This window comes from Teredinibacter franksiae (assembly GCF_014218805.1).
Taxonomy (GTDB): domain Bacteria; phylum Pseudomonadota; class Gammaproteobacteria; order Pseudomonadales; family Cellvibrionaceae; genus Teredinibacter; species Teredinibacter franksiae.
The window spans coordinates 3398645-3417451 of record NZ_JACJUV010000001.1 but is presented as its reverse complement, the minus strand read 5'-3'; the positions used below and the strand labels follow the sequence as shown (position 1 = coordinate 3417451).

The window sequence follows — 18807 nt, the reverse complement described above, 5'->3', positions numbered from 1 at the left end:
ATAATGGCCCCCCCTAACCAAGGAGTCCATTATGGAAAAACAAACGCGTACCCCCCCAATTGACTGGCGGGTCGAACTCAAAGCATGGCGAGAATCTGGTTTACCACTTTCTCAATTTTGCCGAGAGCAAGGCTTGGTCGCTCACCAGCTGTCATACTACAAACGCAAGTATGAACCCCAAGCACTTAGCCCAGATGCGCAATCAACAGGCTTTAGCCAAGTTAGTGTTTTGAGCACCAATGCCATCGGCGCTGAATGTTTAAGTTTACGCCTGGCCAGCGGACATACAATCGAAGGGATAAGCACACAAACCTTACCGCTAGTGAGCGCATTAATGTGCACGCTACAATGAACGAAGTAATGCGACCCTCGCGGTCGCTACCCGTTATCTACCTTTATCGAAAGCCTGTAGACTTCAGGAAATCGTTTAATGGACTCAGTGCCATTGTTGAGCGGGAGCTGGGGCATAACGTATTTGAAGGGCGCCTTTATGGCTTTACCAACAAGCGCCGCAACAAAATCAAATGCCTATTTTGGGAAAGAAACGGTTTTGTCCTGTATTACAAGAGCTTAGCCGAAGAAAAATTCAAGTGGCCTAGGCAGGGGGATGACATTATCACCCTCAGCGGACAACAATTAAATTGGCTGCTGGATGGCTATGATCTGAGCGCGATGAAACCCCATAAAAAACTGCATTACGAAACAGTATTTTAAAAATAGCGGGGGATAATTTGGTATAATCCACGCCATGACTTCACCTCCAAATACTCAGAATGTAAGCGATAGCGACTCCACTTTTGATGAAGGTTCGTGGCGCGATCTGCTGCTGGAAAAAAATACGCAGCTCGAACAAAAAGAAAATCTACTTGACGAAAAAGATCAGGTCATTGGCAAAAAAACTCAAGTCATACAGTCGCAAAAAGCTCGAATTGCCGTACTGGAAGAGCTGCTTCGGCAACAAAAACAAAAACTGTATGGCCGCAGTAGCGAGCAACAGCCTAATCAGCTGGGGATGTTTGATGAAGCAGAAGCCATAGAGGTTGAGCAGGAAGCCGATGATGAGCCCAAGAAGAAAAAGCCCTCGGGCCGCAAAGGGCTAAATCCCACTATACCGCGTGTTCAGCACCGCATTGAACTCAGTGATGAGGCAAAAGACGGCGCTATCGACACCTACTTTGTCAAAGTTAAAGAAGAGCTGGATATTATCCCGGCACAGGTTCAAGTGATTGAACTGATGCAAGAAAAAGCGATTTTTATCGACGACGAAGATAAAAATATTGGCGGAGAAAATAAGCGTAGAATTGTTTCTGCCCCCTTACCTAAACACCCGCTACCGAAAGCTGTTGCCAGCACCAACACATTGGCCTACATCATTACTGCTAAATACATGGATGCGTTGCCACTCTATCGTTTAGAAGGCATTTTGGGGCGCTATGGTGGCAGTGTTACACGCACTACACTGGCCAATTGGCTAATACGTTTATCGTTACAGCTTGCTCCGCTAATCAAGCTAATGCGAGAGCATCAATGGAATGGTGATCTTATACAAGCCGATGAGACCCGCGTTCAGGTGCTCAAAGAACCCGGTCGGAGCGCAACCAGTGACAAGTGGATGTGGTTAACCCGTGGAGGGCCTCCAGATCATCCCAGTGTTTTGTTTGAGTATGATCCATCTCGAAGTAAGGATGTGCCGTTGCGCCTGTTAGAAGGGTTTAATGGCGCTCTGCAAACTGATGGTTATGCTGGCTACAATGCTGTGGTGAAAAAGCAGAAACTCCAACATGCTGGGTGCTGGGATCATGCACGCCGCAAGTTTGACGAAGCCGAAAAAGCAGCAAGCAAAGATTTAAAAGCTAACGCAAAATCGAGAGCTCCCAGCAAGGCCCGCATGGGATTATCGCTTATCAACAAGCTTTATCTGGTTGAGCGCCAGATACAAGGCAAAACAGCCGAAGAAAAAATCCAAACCCGACAGCAGGAAAGCGTCCCTTTACTCAACACACTAAAAACTTGGCTAGAAAAAAATGAAAGTCGGGTATCAAAAGAAGGATTAACGTGGAAAGCTATTAGCTACACCTTAAACCAGTGGGAAAAGCTGACCTTATACTGCGAGCAGGGGGAAATCCCCATCAGCAATATTCTAGCGGAAAACGCCATACGACCTTTTTGTGTTGGTCGACGTAATTGGCTTTTTAGTGATACTCCGAAAGGGGCAAATGCCAGCGCGATTTACTACAGTTTAATTGAAACGGCAAAAGCGAATGGGCTTGAGCCTTATGGTTATTTTAAGGATATGTTGAAAAAATTGCCTTACGCAGAGACGATGGAGGATCTTGAAAAATTATTGCCGTGGAATTTTAAATGTAAGGATGTCAAGACACCCTAGTTAATGGGCGCTTACGATCAATACGTCCGTTTACAATTGGTCGAAAGAATTGGATGTTCAGCAAAAGCCAAGCGGGCGCCAAAGCTAGCGCCAACCTTTATAGTTTGATCGAAACCGCCAAGGCGAATGAGCTAAATGTGTATGACTACCTCGTACAGGTTTTTAGAGAGCTTCCAAACGCTCAAAGTGTCGAACAGGTTGAGGCCTTACTGCCTTGGAATACAAGCCTGTAGTCGGATTGGCGCTTACGTTGGTAAAGCCATAAAGGCGCCCTTCAAATACGTTATGCCCCAGCTCCCGCTCAACAATGGCACTGAGTCCATTAAACGATTTCCTGAAGTCTACAGGCTTTCGATAAAGGTAGATAACGGGTAGCGACCGCGAGGGTCGCATTACTTCGTTCATTGTAGCGTGCACATTAATGCGCTCACTAGCGGTAAGGTTTGTGTGCTTATCCCTTCGATTGTATGTCCGCTGGCCAGGCGTAAACTTAAACATTCAGCGCCGATGGCATTGGTGCTCAAAACACTAACTTGGCTAAAGCCTGTTGATTGCGCATCTGGGCTAAGTGCTTGGGGTTCATACTTGCGTTTGTAGTATGACAGCTGGTGAGCGACCAAGCCTTGCTCTCGGCAAAATTGAGAAAGTGGTAAACCAGATTCTCGCCATGCTTTGAGTTCGACCCGCCAGTCAATTGGGGGGGTACGCGTTTGTTTTTCCATAATGGACTCCTTGGTTAGGGGGGGCCATTATGAGCTGATGATTGTTGGCTGGGTATTACCCGGGTTAATGGGCGCTTACGTTTGTTTTTCCATAATGGACTCCTTGGTTAGGGGGGGCCATTATGAGCTGATGATTGTTGGCTGGGTATTACCCGGGTTAACGGGCGCTTACTATTTACATACCCGGGTTCCAGAATTGAGTGCACCACGATTAAGCCGTGGTACCTTTTTTTGTAACCCAGAGCTTCTCACTCGCCTCAAGAAAATTCATTCCTGATTTTTCATTACACGAGTTCAATCTCTACCGAATGTTATTTAGGCGTAAAAGGCACGGCGCAGTCTCGCATTGCTCCGTCATCAACGCGAAGGAGAAGCTCAGGAGGGTAGGCCTTGCGGCCAACATTACTATTTTTATATCGACTGAGGAAATCATCAATAATTTTGTCTGTATTCAGAAGAGTATACATATAGAAATCAAAATTATCTGTACCGTGCTGGTCAAGGAAATTGATATCCAGAAAAACGGTTTGATTTATATTTGTATCGATGAAGTTGGCCATATCCGCCTCAGTAAACTGCTGAAGTGACATTTTACTATGAAAGTCGGCCTAAATCCCGAAGGAGATCTATTTTTCTACAGCCTGAACGCCGCCATCAGCGGCAGACTAGTTGTTGATTGTTTTGTGTAAAGATGGCGTAGCCATGCACAAAGCGAGCGACGGCTAGGCTGTCCAAGCCACGCAGTGGCTGATGCTGCATGGCCTTGTTAGAAAGCGCCCTACTCACCCGAACAAAAAAATGCGTTAGTCTAAGAGGACAGCCTCTAAATGATCGAAAACTTTCGATTCATCTAAGTGTTTTGAATTTTCAATATTCTCCAACACATACATAAATACGACATTCTTCTCGGAGGACGGCAGCATGTATATCTTTACAGTTTTATTAACTCCAATCTTATTTACACCATTATCAGAAAATATGAACCCCTGCCTTTCAAAATGCTTAGCAAACATGTTTGACCACTCACTCGGACTGCCAGTACCTGAATCAGGATATAAAACGGATATATAGTCATTATTTGAAACACTGCGGCTGAAGTATTTATATATCTTGCTATTGCTATCATTTGAGCGGTCAAGCTGTCTTGAACCGTATTCATTTCCGTTAAAGTATATTACTTCTGGTAATGACTCCCGAAAAAACAAAAGATAGCCAACAACCAACAAGACTACAATTCCAACAATTTTATACATACGTTTAATATCTCCAGGTAATTATTTTCTAACGAGGCTGTAGAAAATTTCGGGTTTGACCGTCACTTTTTTGCGCCTCTGAATTGTTTTCTGAGGCGTTCATTATATGACCACAATTATGAATCTAGCTAATCTTTACATTGCCTGATCGACAAATGATCGAACATTGCCATATAGGGCGCCATTTGGCCCTTTCTACCCCTCTATGAGGCATACCTCCATAACTTCTCGGCATTATGTACCATACAATACAACTGCCATTGCGCCGTCACCTTGCTTTCCCCTCGCAAGCTCAATTTGTCTAAACCTTTGTTGCTACAAATATTTCCAAATACCGGTTCGATTGTATACATTCGCTTGCTATACATTTTTTTACCATCATCACTATCGATGATCTTTTTCATTTTATCTAACTGTGTCACTCTTCTTTTCGATTCGATTAAAACTGATATTTGTCGCCCCTAACTTTTGACTTCTTTCTGCATACATTGCTCTTGCAATGGGCATTCTCGGCAGTCTTTCAAATAACCTCGGAATCGAATGTGGGGTCCACTTTTAGTTTCGAAATCATCACCCAAATAGATCATCTCTTTACCATTAGGACACACAGCTTCCTTCTTAACAAAATCAATTACAAACTCGCTACCCGGAAAGACGTCTCTTGTTTTTTTGTTATCTGTTCTGGTTTCCTGCCGTTTTTTCTTGTGCGCTTTAAACGTTTCTGAGTCGGAATAAACCGGGTCTCTCATTCTAAATTGATTGTCTGGTATGACAGATTTAATATTCTCATCGTGTAAAAACTGTAGGTTACCTTCACTACAATATCCTGTATCAGCTGTTAATACACATCCAGCGGAAAATACATCTTCTTCAAATTTGTCTTTAATACTCTCGACCATCGGTTTCAACGTAATCTGTTCTTGACCGACACCAAAGGCTCTTGCTTCAATAATAATCTGATGCTTCTCGTCCGCAGCAGTCACACAAGCCATTCCTTGAATTGTGCCTTTACTAGTGGTCATTATACACGACTCATTATCCGTGATGTTACTCTGTACCTCTTTCTTACTTTTTGAATGCCCTATACGAGGTTCATTCTCAGCCAGAAAACCATCAATTTTATCGGCTGCCTTTAGCAAGGTTTCTACAGTTTGCATATCCTTTTTATAATGGCCGCTTTGATCACTCTTTGTAGAGTCCGATTCCAGGTGCTTATCCACGATTCTTTCGGCTCTAGCACGCATCTTGGTGGACTTCTTTTCCAGCTCAGGATGGGTTCCACTCCATTGCTTGGAAGCATCGGTAGGAAGCTTACATCCGTCAATAGCAAAATGCTCCTTACCAATTAAACCACTCTCATCGCAAATGAGTAGAATCTTGTGAAACAACTCCTTAATTGCCTCACAGTTACCTGAGACGAAATTTGCAATAGTTGTAAAGTGTGGCGTGGTACCAACAGCCAGGGCCATGAAGGTCAAATCAGTTGTGCATAGCTTAGCAATCACTCGACTGGAGGTGATTCCTCGATAATAGGCACTAAAGATAACGCGAAGGAGAAGCTCAGGAGGGTAGGCCTTGCGGCCAACATTACTATTTTTATATCGACTGAGGAAACCATCAATAATTTTGTCTGTATTCAGAAGAGTATACATATAGAAATCAAAATTATCTGTACCGAGCTGGTCAAGGAAATTGATATCCAGAAAAACGGTTTGATTTATATTTGTATCGATGAAGTTGGCCATATCCGCCTCAGTAAACTGCTGAAGTGACATTTTACTATGAAAATCGGCCTAGATCCCGAAAGAGATCTATTTTTCTACAGCCTGAACGCCCGCATAAGGGGCCGTAACGTAGTTGATTGTTTTGTGGTAGCGTAAGCGTTAAACCACAAAACAATCAACGCAGTGGAGGTCCAGCCACGAAGTGGCGAGCCTTGATGCGCTTGTTAGCTAATATTAATAGAACTGACAATTAAACGCCCATTCACCCGCATCAGTTTTATTAAAATATGCAATTCCATTATCAGCCCACATCCAGTTGGGTTTTTCTTCACTACCTATTTGAAACACAAAACCTTCTAAATCATGACCATGCTGAATGCAATTTGGAAACCCTCCAAATTTTGTACCTGAATAACGATTATATTCATAGAAAAATCTTTCATCATCGGCTTCATTGATAGGAGTCATATCAACTAGGTCCCATGAATTTTCCCAATCAGGTGAGTCATCCATAACTTTCTTCCATCTTATGGGAAAGGCCTTGACGACCTCCTTCTCGCTTGATTTGGGAAACATTTTTAGCTCCTCTAAAGAAGAGTATTCTCTGATTTCCCAGCCATCACCATGTTTTTTGTCAAAAGGGAATTCTTCACGATTTGTAAATACGATAAGAAATTCTGTTCCTTCTAATTCTGGAGGAATAACAGGCAATTCTGATACCTTAACCTGGAGCAAGCAAAACATATCCCCACCATTGTAAGTAGGTAGTGTTTCACCATCCAACCCAAAACCAGGGCCTCCGAACCAGGAAGTCAATTTGTCTTCTGGCGGACGAAAACCGCCTATTTCTGCAACGGAAGCTTCTCTTAAATGTTTCTCTAACTCTATATATGTTTCTTCAATTGACTTCATAATTTCGTCCATGGATAGCTAACGCTGCTATAAGCAGCCGTAATGGAGGTCTGCTTGATAGCCTGGTTATATTTTCCCCCGAATAATACTTTCCACATCTCGGCGGTCAATATTCTTTCGTTTTAACTGGCCTATTACTCCTAGTGAATCTAAACCTGCAAACTTGGAAGGTCTCTCCACCGCAGTTCTAGGATTTGCTCCTAAGCCAATAACAAGTCTCACCAAGTCCGGCTGATTAAATAGCACTCCGGCGATTAATGCAGATATCCCAGCCTTATCGACAGCGTTAATATCACAACTTCGCGATACGGCTGAACGAATACCTTTCTCTATTTTCTCGGTATTGAAACCTTTCTGGTTGTATGCGGCGGCATAGAACGGAATTAAGGGACCCACCTCTCCTTGTATCGAAACAAAACAACCATTTTCACCGGTAATAAATACTTTCTTATTAAAGCCTTCTTTCCAGTCACTAAAAGCGAGTGGACTGAAAAGCAGAACACATAATATTATTTTTTTCACCTTTAATACCTGAACAAATATAACGCCCTGCAGCAGCGGCCGTAGTGGAGGTGATTGGGTTTGTGCAAGCGTAGCGACCAGCACAAAAACAAACACCGGAACGTAGGTCCCGCTGGCTGAGTTTGTTATACGCTTAATTCGTTATTGTATTAAAAACTGAGAGATCAATAATTGCGCCTTTCTCAACCGATACTTCCAATATAGTTTGATCATAGAAAGCCTGATTGTTTATTGGCCTCTGATAGAGCCAAACGATCTCATTTTTCCCCTCATTCAGCTCTACTCCCAGCAAGGAAGATGCTTTAGCTACATTTAGCCCTATACGCAACCCCATGGAGTTACTTGTACTTACTTTACTCGATGCGGTCCTACAATTTAACTCCGGCGATATAGAATGGAAAGAATACCCTTCTCCCACAACATTTTCAGAAAAAACCACAAAAACGCCACCTACGTTGTAACAATATTTCTTGCTTCTATGATGCCCAGTAGTCGGCTGCCCTTCATAAACCTTCGATTCTGGCAAAAGTAAAAGATTCACTGGTGGAGGGGATTCTATCTCGGCACCAACGACCATGCCCGACAACATAAAAATTGAAAAAATAATGTGCTTCATACTTGTTTCCGTATAACGCCAAGCTCACCTGCAGTTTTTGCGGAGAGCAATTGTGTAAAATGGAGCTACGCGACATACACAATTGAGCGCAGCAAAAAATGTCAGGTGCAGCTTCTTGTTATGTGGGCGATCTACTTCACGGAACAACACTACGTTGCGAAACGCGAGTGAAGCCTTTGCCGACGACTGGCGATAGAAAACCACCCTACACACTCACTTCCATTTTAGTTTAAAACATGAAGAACGAACGGGGAAAACTTGATAGCGACTCCCTGCTACGGACTCCATATTTGCGATAGCTAAAACTACCACGACACTCTCAAACGAACAAGATGCCAAGACAAACCACTCGCTATTTTATTACATTCAGACTTGCAGAATACTCAGCGGTGCTCAATGCTAGATAGCCAATTTAGATTACCGAACCACCTAAACCTACAAACTAAAATTACTCCACAAACCAAATAAACTTACCTACGAAGTAAAAAAACTAAAAATAATCACAAAATTAATGGCAGAGCCATATAACGCCCTGCAGCAGCGGCCGAAGTGGAGGTGATTGATTTTGTGCAAGCGTAGCGACCAGCACAAAAACAAACACCGGAACGTAGGTCCGACTGGCTGAGTTTGTTATACAAATGTTGTGAAAGCTGAATACGCACAATACATACCCCATACAAAGAAAACGTACGACAAAAGCCCCAAAATTATGCATAGTATATTAAGGCCAAAACCCCAGGATTGTGCTTTTGGCTTAGCACTGTCATATAGCCATTGACTTATGTATGTGCAACCGGACGTCAAGGTCATAGCTAGCACACCCAAAACAAATGGAAGCAAAACATTTGCAAAAGCGACGACACTGCTGGGCTTTATTTCTGCAAGATGCCCTATAAACGCGAGTAAAGCTACAGACGCCCCTCCATTCATTAGAAAAGATGTACGGATAGCATTTTGACCGGCAGATATTACTGACCTAAACATCTCAATCTTAGAATTGTGTATGTTTTTATTTTGCTCAATCTGCAACTGTAACTCAGCTTTGTATTTTTCAAGCTCAACTTCTGTTGGTGCGTGAGAAGAATCTCCTTCCACGTCCTCTAAATATGCAATCAAATTTTCACATAAAATAGCTTCTGTACCGCTCTCTTTTATACCTTGAATAGTCTCTTTTAGTTGTGAAGCGAATTTTTGAACGCTCATGACTTTCTCTGTTGTGTATAACGCTAAGGTAGCCTGCGTTGCATATGGAGCTGTTTTTTGTGCAAGAATGAAGCGAAGCGTAATGCACAAAAAACGGCGGAGTATGCAGCGTCAGGTTGACCGACTGGTTATGCGGCGGCGGTAAGCACCACAACAAAACCACGTTTTATTTTAGCTTGCCAATGGCAGCAGGAACGAACACACCACCCCACCAACAAACCCCATACTATAAAAGCGGTGACCAAATGCGAAGTGCTATTTACCACCACCTATCAAACTACTATTTGGCACCAAGAAAGAAACTGGTGAGATACAAAGAGCCTACTTACTTTAACGCAGAGAGACCCGCTACAACGTGCCGTAAATTAAGCACATGACTCGTTTCATTTATTTTTGAACCGCGCTCATAACGCTAAGGTAGCCTGCGTTGCATATGGAGCTGCTTTTTGTGCAAGAATGAAGCGAAGCGGAATGCACAAAAAGCGGCGGAGTATGCAGCGTCAGGTTGACCGACTGGTTATGCGACGGCGGTAAGCACCACAACCAAACCACGTTTTATTTTGGCTTGCCAATGGCTGCAGGAACGAACACACCACCCCACCAACAAACCCCATATTGTAAAAGCGGTGGCTAAATGCGAAGTACTATTTTCCACCACCCATAAAACTACTATTTGGCACCAGGAACAAAGCTGGTGAGATACAAATAAACTACTTACTTTAACGCCGAGAGACGTTCTACAACGTGCCGTAAATCGAGCACATGACTCGTTCTATTTATTTTCGAACCGCGCTCATAACGCCGTTGTATGGGGCTGGAGTGCAGTTGTTGATTTTTGTGGTATCCACCACAAAAAGCGGCAACGAAACGGAAGTCCCGCATGACAACCTTGTTAGGGCTACGCCCCACTGTACTTTAATGTAGACCACGAGTTTAGCAATGCTGCCCATAAATACCACCTAAATGATGGATAGAACGACATGCTTTAACTTGCTAGTGACTACCTTAGCTTGAACAACCGCAATGGGTTGACGTTGTTTAATTCGAAATATTTACGTGCTGCCAATATGCCCTACACGAACACATTACTCTTTGTACATTGTGAAGCTTACTGGTGTAACTTATACCGATAATACTACGACTATTTTCTGCAACACACTGACGCCAACTTTTAGAATACTTGAAAATAAAATTACGTAAATACCAAAAATATTTAAACCGCCCTAACGCTAAGCTCATAAGCGCCTACTGTGTAGTTTGTTTTACGCTAAAATGTAGCGAAGCGGAATGCGTAAAACGAACTGCGCAGTAGGCGTCTTATGGAGCGACTGGTTATGCGGCGGCGGTTGGCGCTACAACAAAACCACGTTTTTAATTTAGTTTGCCGATGGCAGCAGGAACGAACACACCACCCCACCAACAAACCCCATACTATAAAAGTGGTGGCTAAATGCGAAGTGCTATTTACCACCACCCATAAAACTTACATTTGGCACCAGAAAAGAAACTGGTGAGATACAAAGAACCGACTTACTTAAACGCCGCGAGACCCACTACAACGTGCCGTAAATCAAGCACATGACTCGTTTTATTTATTTTCGAACCGCGCTCATAACGCTAAGCTCATAAGCGCCTACTGTGCAGTTTGTTTTACGCTAAAATGTAGCGAAGCGGAATGCGTAAAACGAACTGCGCAGTTGGCGTCTTATGGAGCAACTGGTTATGCGGCGGCAGTAAGCGCCACAACAAAACCACGTTTTATTTTAGCTTGCCAATGGCAGCAGGAAGGAACACACCGCCCCACCAACAAACCCCATATTACAAAAACCGATGGCCAAATGCGAAGCGCTATTTACCACCACCTATAAAACTACTATTTGGCACCAGGAACAAAGCTGGTGAGATACAAAGAACCGACTTACTTTAACGCCGAGAGACGCTCTACAACGCGCCGTAAATCAAGCACATGACTCATTTTATTTATTTTCGAACCGCGCTCATAACGCTAAGCTCATAAGCGCCTACTGTGTAGTTTGTTTTACGCTAAAATGTAGCGAAGCGGAATGCGTAAAACAAACTACACAGTAGGCGTCTTATGGAGCGACTGGTTATGCGGCGGCGGTTGGCGCTACAACAAAACCACGTTTTTAATTTAGTTTGCCGATGGCAGCAGGAAAGAACACAACACCCCACCAACAAACCCCATATTATGAAAGTGGTGGCTAAATGCGAAGCGCTATTTACCACCACCTATAAAACTACTATTTGGCACCAGGAATGAAACTGGCGAGATACAAATAACCGACTTACTTTAACGCCGAGAGGCCCGCTACAACGTGCCGTAAATCAAGCACATGACTCGTTTTATTTATTTTCGAACCGCGCTCATAACGCCCAGCTAAGCCGCCGGAACGGAGTTGATTATTTTGTGCCAGCGTAGCTGAAAAGCACAAAATGAGCAACGCAGTGGAGGTCGGTTTGAGCTGTTTGTTATAAGCCATACTCGGCAACTGGAACCCCTACTCTTTTAGATATTGGGAATACAATTACACGATGCACCTCGTAGTGAGTTTGATGTGTATATGATTTGCAAGGCATAGCTCTAAACTTACTATATTCAATTTCAGCTACAAGCAGTCTATTGTAATTCCACCCGTCTAATGGACTCAATTTCTGTGGCAACAATTCCGCGCACGAAGAAAACCTATACTCCTTAAATAAACTATCTACATACTTCTTAACATCTAGCAACTCGAGATCTTCCCAGTGTGTTGCAACATGAGATTTAAAAGGAGCGCTATAACTGTATAAGACGCGCTCTTTACTCATGAGCTTGATGTTCAGCGCCGTTTCGTAGCATTTACGACCTTTTACAGAAGCGCGAAGGATTACGTCATCATCTCCGAAAATAGAAACATACCCTTCATGAGAATAATCACACGAAAGTTCTTCATCGCCCCAAGACTCTGCTGTTACCAAACTAATAATTAAGAATAAATATTTCATCGTTTCGAAAGCTTATAACGCCAAGCTCACCTGCAGTTTTTGCGGAGAGCAATTGTGTAAAATGGAGCACCGCGACATACACAATTGAGCGTAGCAAAAAATGTCAGGTGCAGCTTTTTGTTATGCATTTTTCTGCCACCATACGGAATTTTCTGATTCTGCGATAAATGTATTTTTTACCGTAGTAATTATACATTTTGTGTTTAGCTTGAATAGAGCTGTTTTATCTCTATTTGTTTTTACACTAGATGAATCATATTTTAGCTCTACATCTATTTCCTTGATATCGGAACCTCTATACTTAGACATAGATGTGGACCACCAAGATCTTAGCTTTGCACCCACTACTTCATCACCTTTAACATTTAATAGGCTAAATGTAATTGTACCCTTTTCATCTTCGAGCAATTGATTCAACTCGATTGATGATGAAGCAGCCATATCTGCTAATGATTTAGCAGCAGACTTAAGTTCTTTTTCCTTCATAGCGACTCTAAATGCATAACGCCTTGCTCTGCTGAATTTGTGGAGTGGATGCTTTTGTGCTATTAAGCACAAAAGAAGCAACGGAAAAAATGTCAGCAGGAGCAATTTGTTAAGTGTTTTATACACCGCCATTTAGTGCCACCCAAAAAGCAAACCCTAAGAACGCCAAAGGAACAATACTTGCAACTAGACCACCAAGTGATGCTGCTATATTGTTGGATTTAAGTAATCCACTGGCTCCAAAAGTAAGGGCAGCAACCCAAAATACAAATCCTAGTACTCCAGCTGGAGCTGCAATCAAAAAGGATGTTTCTACAGAAGCGCCAAGAGCAGTGAAAACACCGACCAAAAGATACATACCCGGAAATAGCAGCCAACCAAGGCCACTAAGCAGTAGAGGCTTATCTTTTAACTTCGAAAAACTCTCAATCATACTTCGTACACTTAACGCTAAGCTCATAAGCGACTGGTTATGCGGCGGCGGTTGGCGCTACAACAAAACCACGTTTTTAATTTAGTTTGCCGATAGCAGCAGGAAAGAACACACCACCCCACCAACAAACCCCATATTATGAAAGTGGTGGCTAAATGCGAAGTACTATTTACCACCACCTATAAAACGACTATTTGGCACCAGGAAAGAAACTGGTGAGATACAAATAACCGACTTACTTTAACGCCGAGAGACCTGCTACAACGCGCCATAAATCAAACACATGACTCGTTTTATTTATTTTCGAACCGCGCTCATAACGCCTACAATAACGGGCCGCAGTGTAGGCGCGAAGCGCCGAAACGAAGGTCCGAGCCAGCTTGCTGGCGGTCGTTGATTGTTTTGTTGAACGAAGCCGCTTTGCGGCAAGTATCAAAATTCTGATTTCTCATAAACAATCCCCCTACGTACTCACATCCGAGTACGACAACTTGAGGCATTATTTATGAGAAAGGCACAACAAGCACGATTTGGTTCGCTGTACCAACGTCATATTAACGCATTGCGCCGTCAAGGCAAGGCTGACAATACCATTGACGGATACAGTCGAGCACTGCGGCGCATCACCGAATTCTTTGATCGCGTTCCCGACCGATTGACACAAGATGACCTCAAAGACTACTTCTCTTCGCTCACAAAAACCCACTCCTGGAGCACGGTCAAGGTGGACCGTAATGGCCTGCAGTTTTTCTATAAACACGTACTCAACAAGCACTGGCAATGGGTCGACATTGTTAAACCCCCTCAGAAGAAAGTTCTGCCGGATATATTAACCCTCAAAGAAATTGAGCGGATGATCAATGGCACGCATGAACGCCGCTATCAGGCATTTATACTAACGGCATTCAGCATGGGACTCCGTATTCACGAAACACTAAACCTACGCATTGGTGATATTGATGCGCAGCGCATGAAGGTCCATATCCGCCTAGGAAAGGGTAAAAAAGACCGGTTCGTCACCTTACCGCAAGCAACACTGATTCACCTCAGGCAATATTGGGCCACACATCGACACCCTGATATGATTTTCCCCGCCGGGCGCAATCACCAAGAACGCCAAAGCGCTACCAAAATCATGGACCGCGGGGGGCTACAAAAATCATTTAAAGCCATCCTAGCTTCTGTTGGTATACACAAACACGCAACACCACACACACTGCGCCATTGCTACGGCGCTTTATTGGTGGAAAATGGCGTAACCCAGCGCGCCATTCAAACGGAGATGGGACACGATTGTCCAAAAACAACGGCCCTCTATACCCAGCTAACCGACGTAACGCAAAAAGATACTGACAAGATTATTAACCGCATGGTAAATCGGCTCAATATCGTCCCTACGACGGAGGCTGAATAGTATGCTTGCCTCAATCGAACTGTCTTCCATCATCACCCAATACCTCGATCGTTTCAAACACCAATACGGGGCGCAAACCCGTGACGATCAGTGGTCTGCCATTAATGCCATCACCGGTTGCCGTACGCAACAATATGCGCAAATGACGTTTGCCTGTGATGCATGCCCCTATACCACCCAAAAACACCGCTCCTGCGGTCACCGCGCGTGTAATCAGTGCCAACACAGCGCCACATCTGACTGGCTTGAGCGTCAAGAACAGAAGCTGTTACCGGTGAATTATTTTATGGCCACGTTTACCTTACCCGAGCAATTAAGAGCGCTGGCCAAAGCAAACCCCAAAGTCGTTTACAGCTTGCTATTCAAATGCGCCGTCGAAACACTCAAGACGTTCGCGCGCAATAAAAAAGGCTTTCACGCTGAGTTGGCGATGACAGCTGTATTGCACACGCATACCCGTCGGCTCGACTACCACCCTCACGTGCATATTGTAGTGCCTGCAGGTGGTGTGCACCGTGCTCGTCGTGAATGGCGTACGCTGAAGGGGAAATACCTGTTTAATGGACGCGCCCTTGCCGCCAAATTTCGAGGCGCATTATTACGCGCCCTATCGGAAGCAGGATTTACCGTACCGATAACACCGAAAAAATGGGTGACGCAATGCCAGCGTGTTGGCCGTGGTTTACCTGCACTTCAATATCTTTCACGATATTTGTATCGTGGAGTAATCAGCAATAAAAACATTATTAAGAATGATGGGAATGAAGTGACACTCCGCTATACCGAAAGCAACACAGGGGATGTCAAAACGCGCACATTGCAGGGTGAGGAATTTGTGGCGCTGGTGCTACAACATACGTTACCCAAAGGCTTTAGGCGCGCACGCGATTACGGTTTTTTACACGGCAATGCCAAACGCCTACTGAAGACGATACAGTACATTTTATGCGTTGAAACACCCATACCGAACACCCGAAAAAAACCAGTCTTCAAGTGTAAAAAGTGCAAAGGCACCATGCGAGTGATTGCGGTAATCACGCCAAGGAAATCAATAAAAGCAGAAATTGACCCGAATTTTAGTTTGTTTCCAGACTAAAAAGATTAAAAGGGAAGACACCAAAGGGAATCAATTCATTCAAACTGGAGAAGCATCCATGAAATAAAATCAGTATTTTTTTATCGTCTAACAGGCGAGGCTTGCACTCGCCTTCCATAAAGACATAACGTCGACACACCCTTCCGGTTAACAAAACCCATTTTACTTATTTACTATAGAGAGAGCCTGCAGCACGGGCTCGTTCAACAATAGGATAGGTCGCGGCTTCGCGCGACATATCCTTATTTGTTAGGTTTGGATACTTGATACATTATGAAACTGCTAACCAAACCAAAAAAGCAGTTAAAATAAATGCAACGCCTATTAAGACGAAAGCGATCTTTGATCCGAAAGTATTTACGTTTCCTTGTTTTTCGAAATACTTAGAATCTAGGCACCGTATGGCTAGAAATTCTCCGATTTCCGTTTTTGACTCACCTTTTTCTATAGCCTCATCAATTGCAAAGCGTAGAGCTTCTAGTCCCTCTTTATTTCCAATGAGAACATCTTCGTGCTCCGCCCAGTCACTTCCATGATATAAATGCTTATTGTCTGAATTCATAGAAAACCTAACGCCTGTATAAATTGCGCTATTTATGTAGTGTAGTTTGCGGTAAAGTGGCGAAGCCACCGCAAAACGAAACGAAGTAAATGGCGTCAATTTGATACATTTGTTAGATTTTTCTTTGATAGCTAGGCTTAAGTGTAATTTTTTCACAGTTTAAAAAATACTCATTCACATTGAAGTCAAAATCAACTTGATCGACAAACATGGCGTAATTATCTTCAGTTATTTGAAAGTGATGATTGCATGGATGCTCATTAGAGAAGTCCAATGCTATTCTAATATTATCTCGTGTAATATTAACAAGATAAACTGTATTATCTACACACTCCTCGCCTTTACCTGCGACATCTACAGAAAATTCATAACTATACCCTGACACATCTTGATCAATATTTTCAAAATACAGCCCCAGCCCTTCTATGTATTCAATTGTATCTTTGTCAAAACCTGGAATACTGGCGTACATATAAAAGTCATAACCGAAGTGTAAGCTAAACTTACCATCCACCTCTAATCTACAGCCTATATAATTTCGAAGTATCATTTTTATTATTGTTTTAATATCTGATATATCAACTGATTTGTCTTCGAATAATTCAATTTCTGAAAACTGACTTTCAAAGAGCCACTGGTCATTTTGGTCAGATAGATACTCACTAATAAAGTTCGTGTTTAAGCCTACAATTCTTAGATAATTCAAACCCGTCGATTCAATCAGCTTTATAGCTGCATCTACATATTTTGATTCGATTTCAAAGTATTCAGATTCTTTAAACTTCACCCCATTAAATGTTTTTCCAACTTCAGATGGGCAAGTCCATTCGTCCAGCAAGTAATGCCCTTCGGAATTTCGGTTTTCAGGGTTGTATTTAGTGATTCTTATAGAATTCATAACTTATAATCTTGGAATGGGCCTAAATGAAATCTAACGCCGCAAACAGCTGCGGCTTTGTAGTGGATTGTTTTGTGGCAGCGTAGCGTAAAGCCACAAAACAAGTAACGGAAAAGCCGTCAGACTGATTTTCCTTGTTAGCTCCCACGCACCGGATAATTTTCTAGGGCCAATTTTATGCCTCCACGTATATTGGCAAAGTCATTAGCGCGTAGTTCGACCACCACATTCCAATCTTCACTTTTAGCCCTAAACTGCTCAATTTTAAATGGAGGCTTAAGCTCGTGACTTAGATTAATGGCTATTCTTACTACACCATCATTAAACGCCAAAAAATCGAAACTAAGACATGGCTCAGTAAATGTTAGGCAAGAGTAGCGCGGCAACCGCCCATCTGCCAGACTCGAAAACCAGCGTAATAGTTGCACCAATTCTGTAGTTTCCACAGCCGGATCGACAAGCTCGCATCTATCGTCACCCTGAGCAATTTTTACCTTTAGTAAGCACCAGTCATCTTTCTTGCTATCTGGGAATTGGTATCCAATTACCTCCAAAGAAAAATCAATATTGCCTTCTACATTTTTTAGCTTGATCATATCGATTGCTTATTTTGCGAGCTAACGCTAAGGTAGCCTGCGATGCATATGGAGCTGCTTTTTGTGCAAGAATGAAGCGAAGCGTAATGCACAAAAAACGGCGGAGTATGCAGCGTCAGGTTGACCGACTGGTTATGCGGCGGCGGTTGGCGCCACAACAAAACCACGTTTTTAATTTAGTTTGCCAATGGCAGCAGGAACGAACACACCACCCCACCAACAAGCCCCATATTAAAAAAGCGGTGGCTAAATGCGAAGTGCTATTTACCACCACCTGTAAAACTACTATTTGGCACCAGGAACAAAGCTGGTGAGATACAAAGAGCCGACTTACTTTAACGCCGAGAGACGCTCTACAACGTGCCGTAAATCAAGCACATGACTCGTTTTATTTATTTTCGAACCGCGCTCATAACGTCGCTAGAACCTGCACTGCGTGCGGAGCAGCTTTTTGGTGTATTGTGGCGCAGCCACACCGAAAAGAAGCGTAGCATGCAGTGTCAGGTTGCTAGCTTGGTTAGGCATTTTACCCCCGTATTCGATAGCTATATACCAACCCTGAAATATTCTTGTAACTAGGATCTGTACTGCTTGATTCCACAACTGAAATCCCTTTTCCCGGCATATACAAACCATATTCTTCTACAAAAACACCACCATACTTAATGTAAGCGCCGGATTGGTTACAATAAGACAACCTTTTGCCAATTGGCTGTTCATAACTCATCTCGCCAAAAAAAATACCACCATCCGCGACACATTTTGACAGTAGATATTGCAGAGACTTCGTTGCCACCACTACATCGATATCGCTCTCGCTCATCCTTTCAGAACAAGAACATAAAAACAAAACAGTAATCACAAATGCATATTTCATATCTAAATCTTGCCCGCGCCTAACGCTGCTAGAACCTGCACTGTGTGCGTAGCAGCTTTTTGGTGTATTGTGGCGCAGCCACACCAAAAAGAAGCGTAGCA

At 43.2% G+C, this 18807-nt stretch carries 20 protein-coding genes and 2 pseudogenes; 6 read left to right on the top strand and 16 right to left on the bottom strand.

The window, feature by feature from the left end; translation table 11 throughout:
* The first annotated feature begins 31 nt into the window (after window positions 1-31).
* The 4 genes and pseudogenes from tnpA (H5336_RS14555) to H5336_RS14540 all read left to right on the top strand — a co-directional run.
* Window positions 32-352 carry an IS66 family insertion sequence element accessory protein TnpA gene (gene tnpA / locus H5336_RS14555; RefSeq protein WP_185233959.1) on the top strand — a complete coding sequence of 107 codons (321 nt, stop codon included), beginning with the start codon at window positions 32-34 and terminating at the stop codon, window positions 350-352.
* Complete coding sequence (gene tnpB / locus H5336_RS14550; RefSeq protein ID WP_185233961.1) at window positions 349-714, top strand: IS66 family insertion sequence element accessory protein TnpB; 366 nt, start codon at window positions 349-351, stop codon at window positions 712-714. Before tnpA (H5336_RS14555) ends, tnpB (H5336_RS14550) begins: the two co-directional genes overlap by 4 nt.
* Window positions 715-748: 34 nt before the next feature.
* A complete protein-coding gene (gene tnpC / locus H5336_RS14545; RefSeq protein ID WP_221628031.1) occupies window positions 749-2386 on the top strand; it encodes an IS66 family transposase in 1638 nt (545 codons plus the stop codon).
* Between the two features lie 2 nt (window positions 2387-2388).
* A pseudogene (locus tag H5336_RS14540) lies at window positions 2389-2619 on the top strand (transposase domain-containing protein); the annotation flags it as partial.
* On the opposite strand, the gene tnpB (H5336_RS14535) reads toward H5336_RS14540, so the two are convergent.
* The 12 genes and pseudogenes from tnpB (H5336_RS14535) to H5336_RS14475 form a co-directional block, all read right to left on the bottom strand.
* Window positions 2549-2791, bottom strand: a complete 243-nt coding sequence (tnpB, locus tag H5336_RS14535; protein ID WP_185234990.1) for an IS66 family insertion sequence element accessory protein TnpB — start codon at window positions 2789-2791, stop codon at window positions 2549-2551. The pseudogene H5336_RS14540 and the gene tnpB (H5336_RS14535) sit on opposite strands and share 71 nt — an antisense overlap.
* Window positions 2788-3108 (bottom strand): IS66 family insertion sequence element accessory protein TnpA, encoded by a 321-nt coding sequence (gene tnpA / locus H5336_RS14530; protein WP_185233959.1) that lies wholly within the window; start codon window positions 3106-3108, stop codon window positions 2788-2790. Before tnpA (H5336_RS14530) ends, tnpB (H5336_RS14535) begins: the two co-directional genes overlap by 4 nt.
* A gap of 311 nt (window positions 3109-3419) precedes the next feature.
* Window positions 3420-3668, bottom strand: coding sequence for a hypothetical protein (locus H5336_RS14525; protein WP_221628061.1), 249 nt, complete (start codon window positions 3666-3668; stop codon window positions 3420-3422).
* A gap of 243 nt (window positions 3669-3911) precedes the next feature.
* Entirely contained in the window at window positions 3912-4361 is a 450-nt protein-coding gene (locus H5336_RS14520; protein WP_185234988.1) for a hypothetical protein, read from the bottom strand.
* A 203-nt stretch (window positions 4362-4564) separates the two neighbouring features.
* Window positions 4565-6013, bottom strand: a pseudogene (locus H5336_RS14510) (IS1182 family transposase).
* Between the two features lie 306 nt (window positions 6014-6319).
* Complete coding sequence (locus tag H5336_RS14505; protein ID WP_185234985.1) at window positions 6320-6997, bottom strand: DUF1963 domain-containing protein; 678 nt, start codon at window positions 6995-6997, stop codon at window positions 6320-6322.
* 66 nt (window positions 6998-7063) lie between these two features.
* Complete coding sequence (locus H5336_RS14500) at window positions 7064-7519, bottom strand: ankyrin repeat domain-containing protein (RefSeq protein WP_185234984.1); 456 nt, start codon at window positions 7517-7519, stop codon at window positions 7064-7066.
* 133 nt (window positions 7520-7652) lie between these two features.
* On the bottom strand, window positions 7653-8135 hold the full coding sequence (locus H5336_RS14495; RefSeq protein ID WP_185234983.1) for a hypothetical protein: 483 nt from the start codon (window positions 8133-8135) through the stop codon (window positions 7653-7655).
* A 630-nt stretch (window positions 8136-8765) separates the two neighbouring features.
* Window positions 8766-9338, bottom strand: a complete 573-nt coding sequence (locus tag H5336_RS14490) for a hypothetical protein (RefSeq protein WP_185233968.1) — start codon at window positions 9336-9338, stop codon at window positions 8766-8768.
* Window positions 9339-11828: 2490 nt separating this feature from the next.
* Entirely contained in the window at window positions 11829-12344 is a 516-nt protein-coding gene (locus H5336_RS14485; protein WP_185234982.1) for a hypothetical protein, read from the bottom strand.
* Window positions 12345-12464: 120 nt separating this feature from the next.
* Window positions 12465-12830 carry a hypothetical protein gene (locus tag H5336_RS14480; protein WP_185234981.1) on the bottom strand — a complete coding sequence of 122 codons (366 nt, stop codon included), beginning with the start codon at window positions 12828-12830 and terminating at the stop codon, window positions 12465-12467.
* 118 nt (window positions 12831-12948) lie between these two features.
* Complete coding sequence (locus H5336_RS14475) at window positions 12949-13263, bottom strand: hypothetical protein (RefSeq protein WP_185234980.1); 315 nt, start codon at window positions 13261-13263, stop codon at window positions 12949-12951.
* 505 nt (window positions 13264-13768) lie between these two features.
* Here H5336_RS14475 and H5336_RS14470 point away from each other — a divergent pair.
* Together H5336_RS14470 and H5336_RS14465 are read left to right on the top strand one after the other, a co-directional pair.
* On the top strand, window positions 13769-14677 hold the full coding sequence (locus tag H5336_RS14470; protein WP_185234979.1) for a tyrosine-type recombinase/integrase: 909 nt from the start codon (window positions 13769-13771) through the stop codon (window positions 14675-14677).
* 13 nt (window positions 14678-14690) lie between these two features.
* Window positions 14691-15773, top strand: coding sequence for an IS91 family transposase (locus tag H5336_RS14465; protein WP_446697317.1), 1083 nt, complete (start codon window positions 14691-14693; stop codon window positions 15771-15773).
* 271 nt (window positions 15774-16044) lie between these two features.
* Here H5336_RS14465 and H5336_RS14460 read toward each other — a convergent pair whose 3' ends face one another.
* From H5336_RS14460 to H5336_RS14445, 4 genes are all read right to left on the bottom strand, one after another.
* The gene (locus H5336_RS14460) at window positions 16045-16335 is read right to left on the bottom strand and encodes a hypothetical protein (protein ID WP_185234978.1); all 291 of its coding nucleotides are present in this window, start codon (window positions 16333-16335) and stop codon (window positions 16045-16047) included.
* Window positions 16336-16447: 112 nt separating this feature from the next.
* Window positions 16448-17233, bottom strand: coding sequence for a hypothetical protein (locus tag H5336_RS14455; RefSeq protein ID WP_185234977.1), 786 nt, complete (start codon window positions 17231-17233; stop codon window positions 16448-16450).
* A 137-nt stretch (window positions 17234-17370) separates the two neighbouring features.
* A complete protein-coding gene (locus H5336_RS14450; RefSeq protein WP_185234976.1) occupies window positions 17371-17829 on the bottom strand; it encodes a WapI family immunity protein in 459 nt (152 codons plus the stop codon).
* A gap of 526 nt (window positions 17830-18355) precedes the next feature.
* Complete coding sequence (locus H5336_RS14445) at window positions 18356-18706, bottom strand: hypothetical protein (RefSeq protein ID WP_185234975.1); 351 nt, start codon at window positions 18704-18706, stop codon at window positions 18356-18358.
* Window positions 18707-18807: the final 101 nt, after the last annotated feature.

Coding starts and splice junctions, on each gene's coding strand:
- tnpA (WP_185233959.1), top strand. CDS start 32: ATGGAAAAACAAACGCGTACCCCCCCAATTGACTGGCGGGTCGAACTC.
- tnpB (WP_185233961.1), top strand. CDS start 349: ATGAACGAAGTAATGCGACCCTCGCGGTCGCTACCCGTTATCTACCTT.
- tnpC (WP_221628031.1), top strand. CDS start 749: ATGACTTCACCTCCAAATACTCAGAATGTAAGCGATAGCGACTCCACT.
- tnpB (WP_185234990.1), bottom strand. CDS start 2,791: ATGAACGAAGTAATGCGACCCTCGCGGTCGCTACCCGTTATCTACCTT.
- tnpA (WP_185233959.1), bottom strand. CDS start 3,108: ATGGAAAAACAAACGCGTACCCCCCCAATTGACTGGCGGGTCGAACTC.
- H5336_RS14525 (WP_221628061.1), bottom strand. CDS start 3,668: ATGGCCAACTTCATCGATACAAATATAAATCAAACCGTTTTTCTGGAT.
- H5336_RS14520 (WP_185234988.1), bottom strand. CDS start 4,361: ATGTATAAAATTGTTGGAATTGTAGTCTTGTTGGTTGTTGGCTATCTT.
- H5336_RS14505 (WP_185234985.1), bottom strand. CDS start 6,997: ATGAAGTCAATTGAAGAAACATATATAGAGTTAGAGAAACATTTAAGA.
- H5336_RS14495 (WP_185234983.1), bottom strand. CDS start 8,135: ATGAAGCACATTATTTTTTCAATTTTTATGTTGTCGGGCATGGTCGTT.
- H5336_RS14490 (WP_185233968.1), bottom strand. CDS start 9,338: ATGAGCGTTCAAAAATTCGCTTCACAACTAAAAGAGACTATTCAAGGT.
- H5336_RS14485 (WP_185234982.1), bottom strand. CDS start 12,344: ATGAAATATTTATTCTTAATTATTAGTTTGGTAACAGCAGAGTCTTGG.
- H5336_RS14480 (WP_185234981.1), bottom strand. CDS start 12,830: ATGAAGGAAAAAGAACTTAAGTCTGCTGCTAAATCATTAGCAGATATG.
- H5336_RS14475 (WP_185234980.1), bottom strand. CDS start 13,263: ATGATTGAGAGTTTTTCGAAGTTAAAAGATAAGCCTCTACTGCTTAGT.
- H5336_RS14470 (WP_185234979.1), top strand. CDS start 13,769: ATGAGAAAGGCACAACAAGCACGATTTGGTTCGCTGTACCAACGTCAT.
- H5336_RS14460 (WP_185234978.1), bottom strand. CDS start 16,335: ATGAATTCAGACAATAAGCATTTATATCATGGAAGTGACTGGGCGGAG.
- H5336_RS14455 (WP_185234977.1), bottom strand. CDS start 17,233: ATGAATTCTATAAGAATCACTAAATACAACCCTGAAAACCGAAATTCC.
- H5336_RS14450 (WP_185234976.1), bottom strand. CDS start 17,829: ATGATCAAGCTAAAAAATGTAGAAGGCAATATTGATTTTTCTTTGGAG.
- H5336_RS14445 (WP_185234975.1), bottom strand. CDS start 18,706: ATGAAATATGCATTTGTGATTACTGTTTTGTTTTTATGTTCTTGTTCT.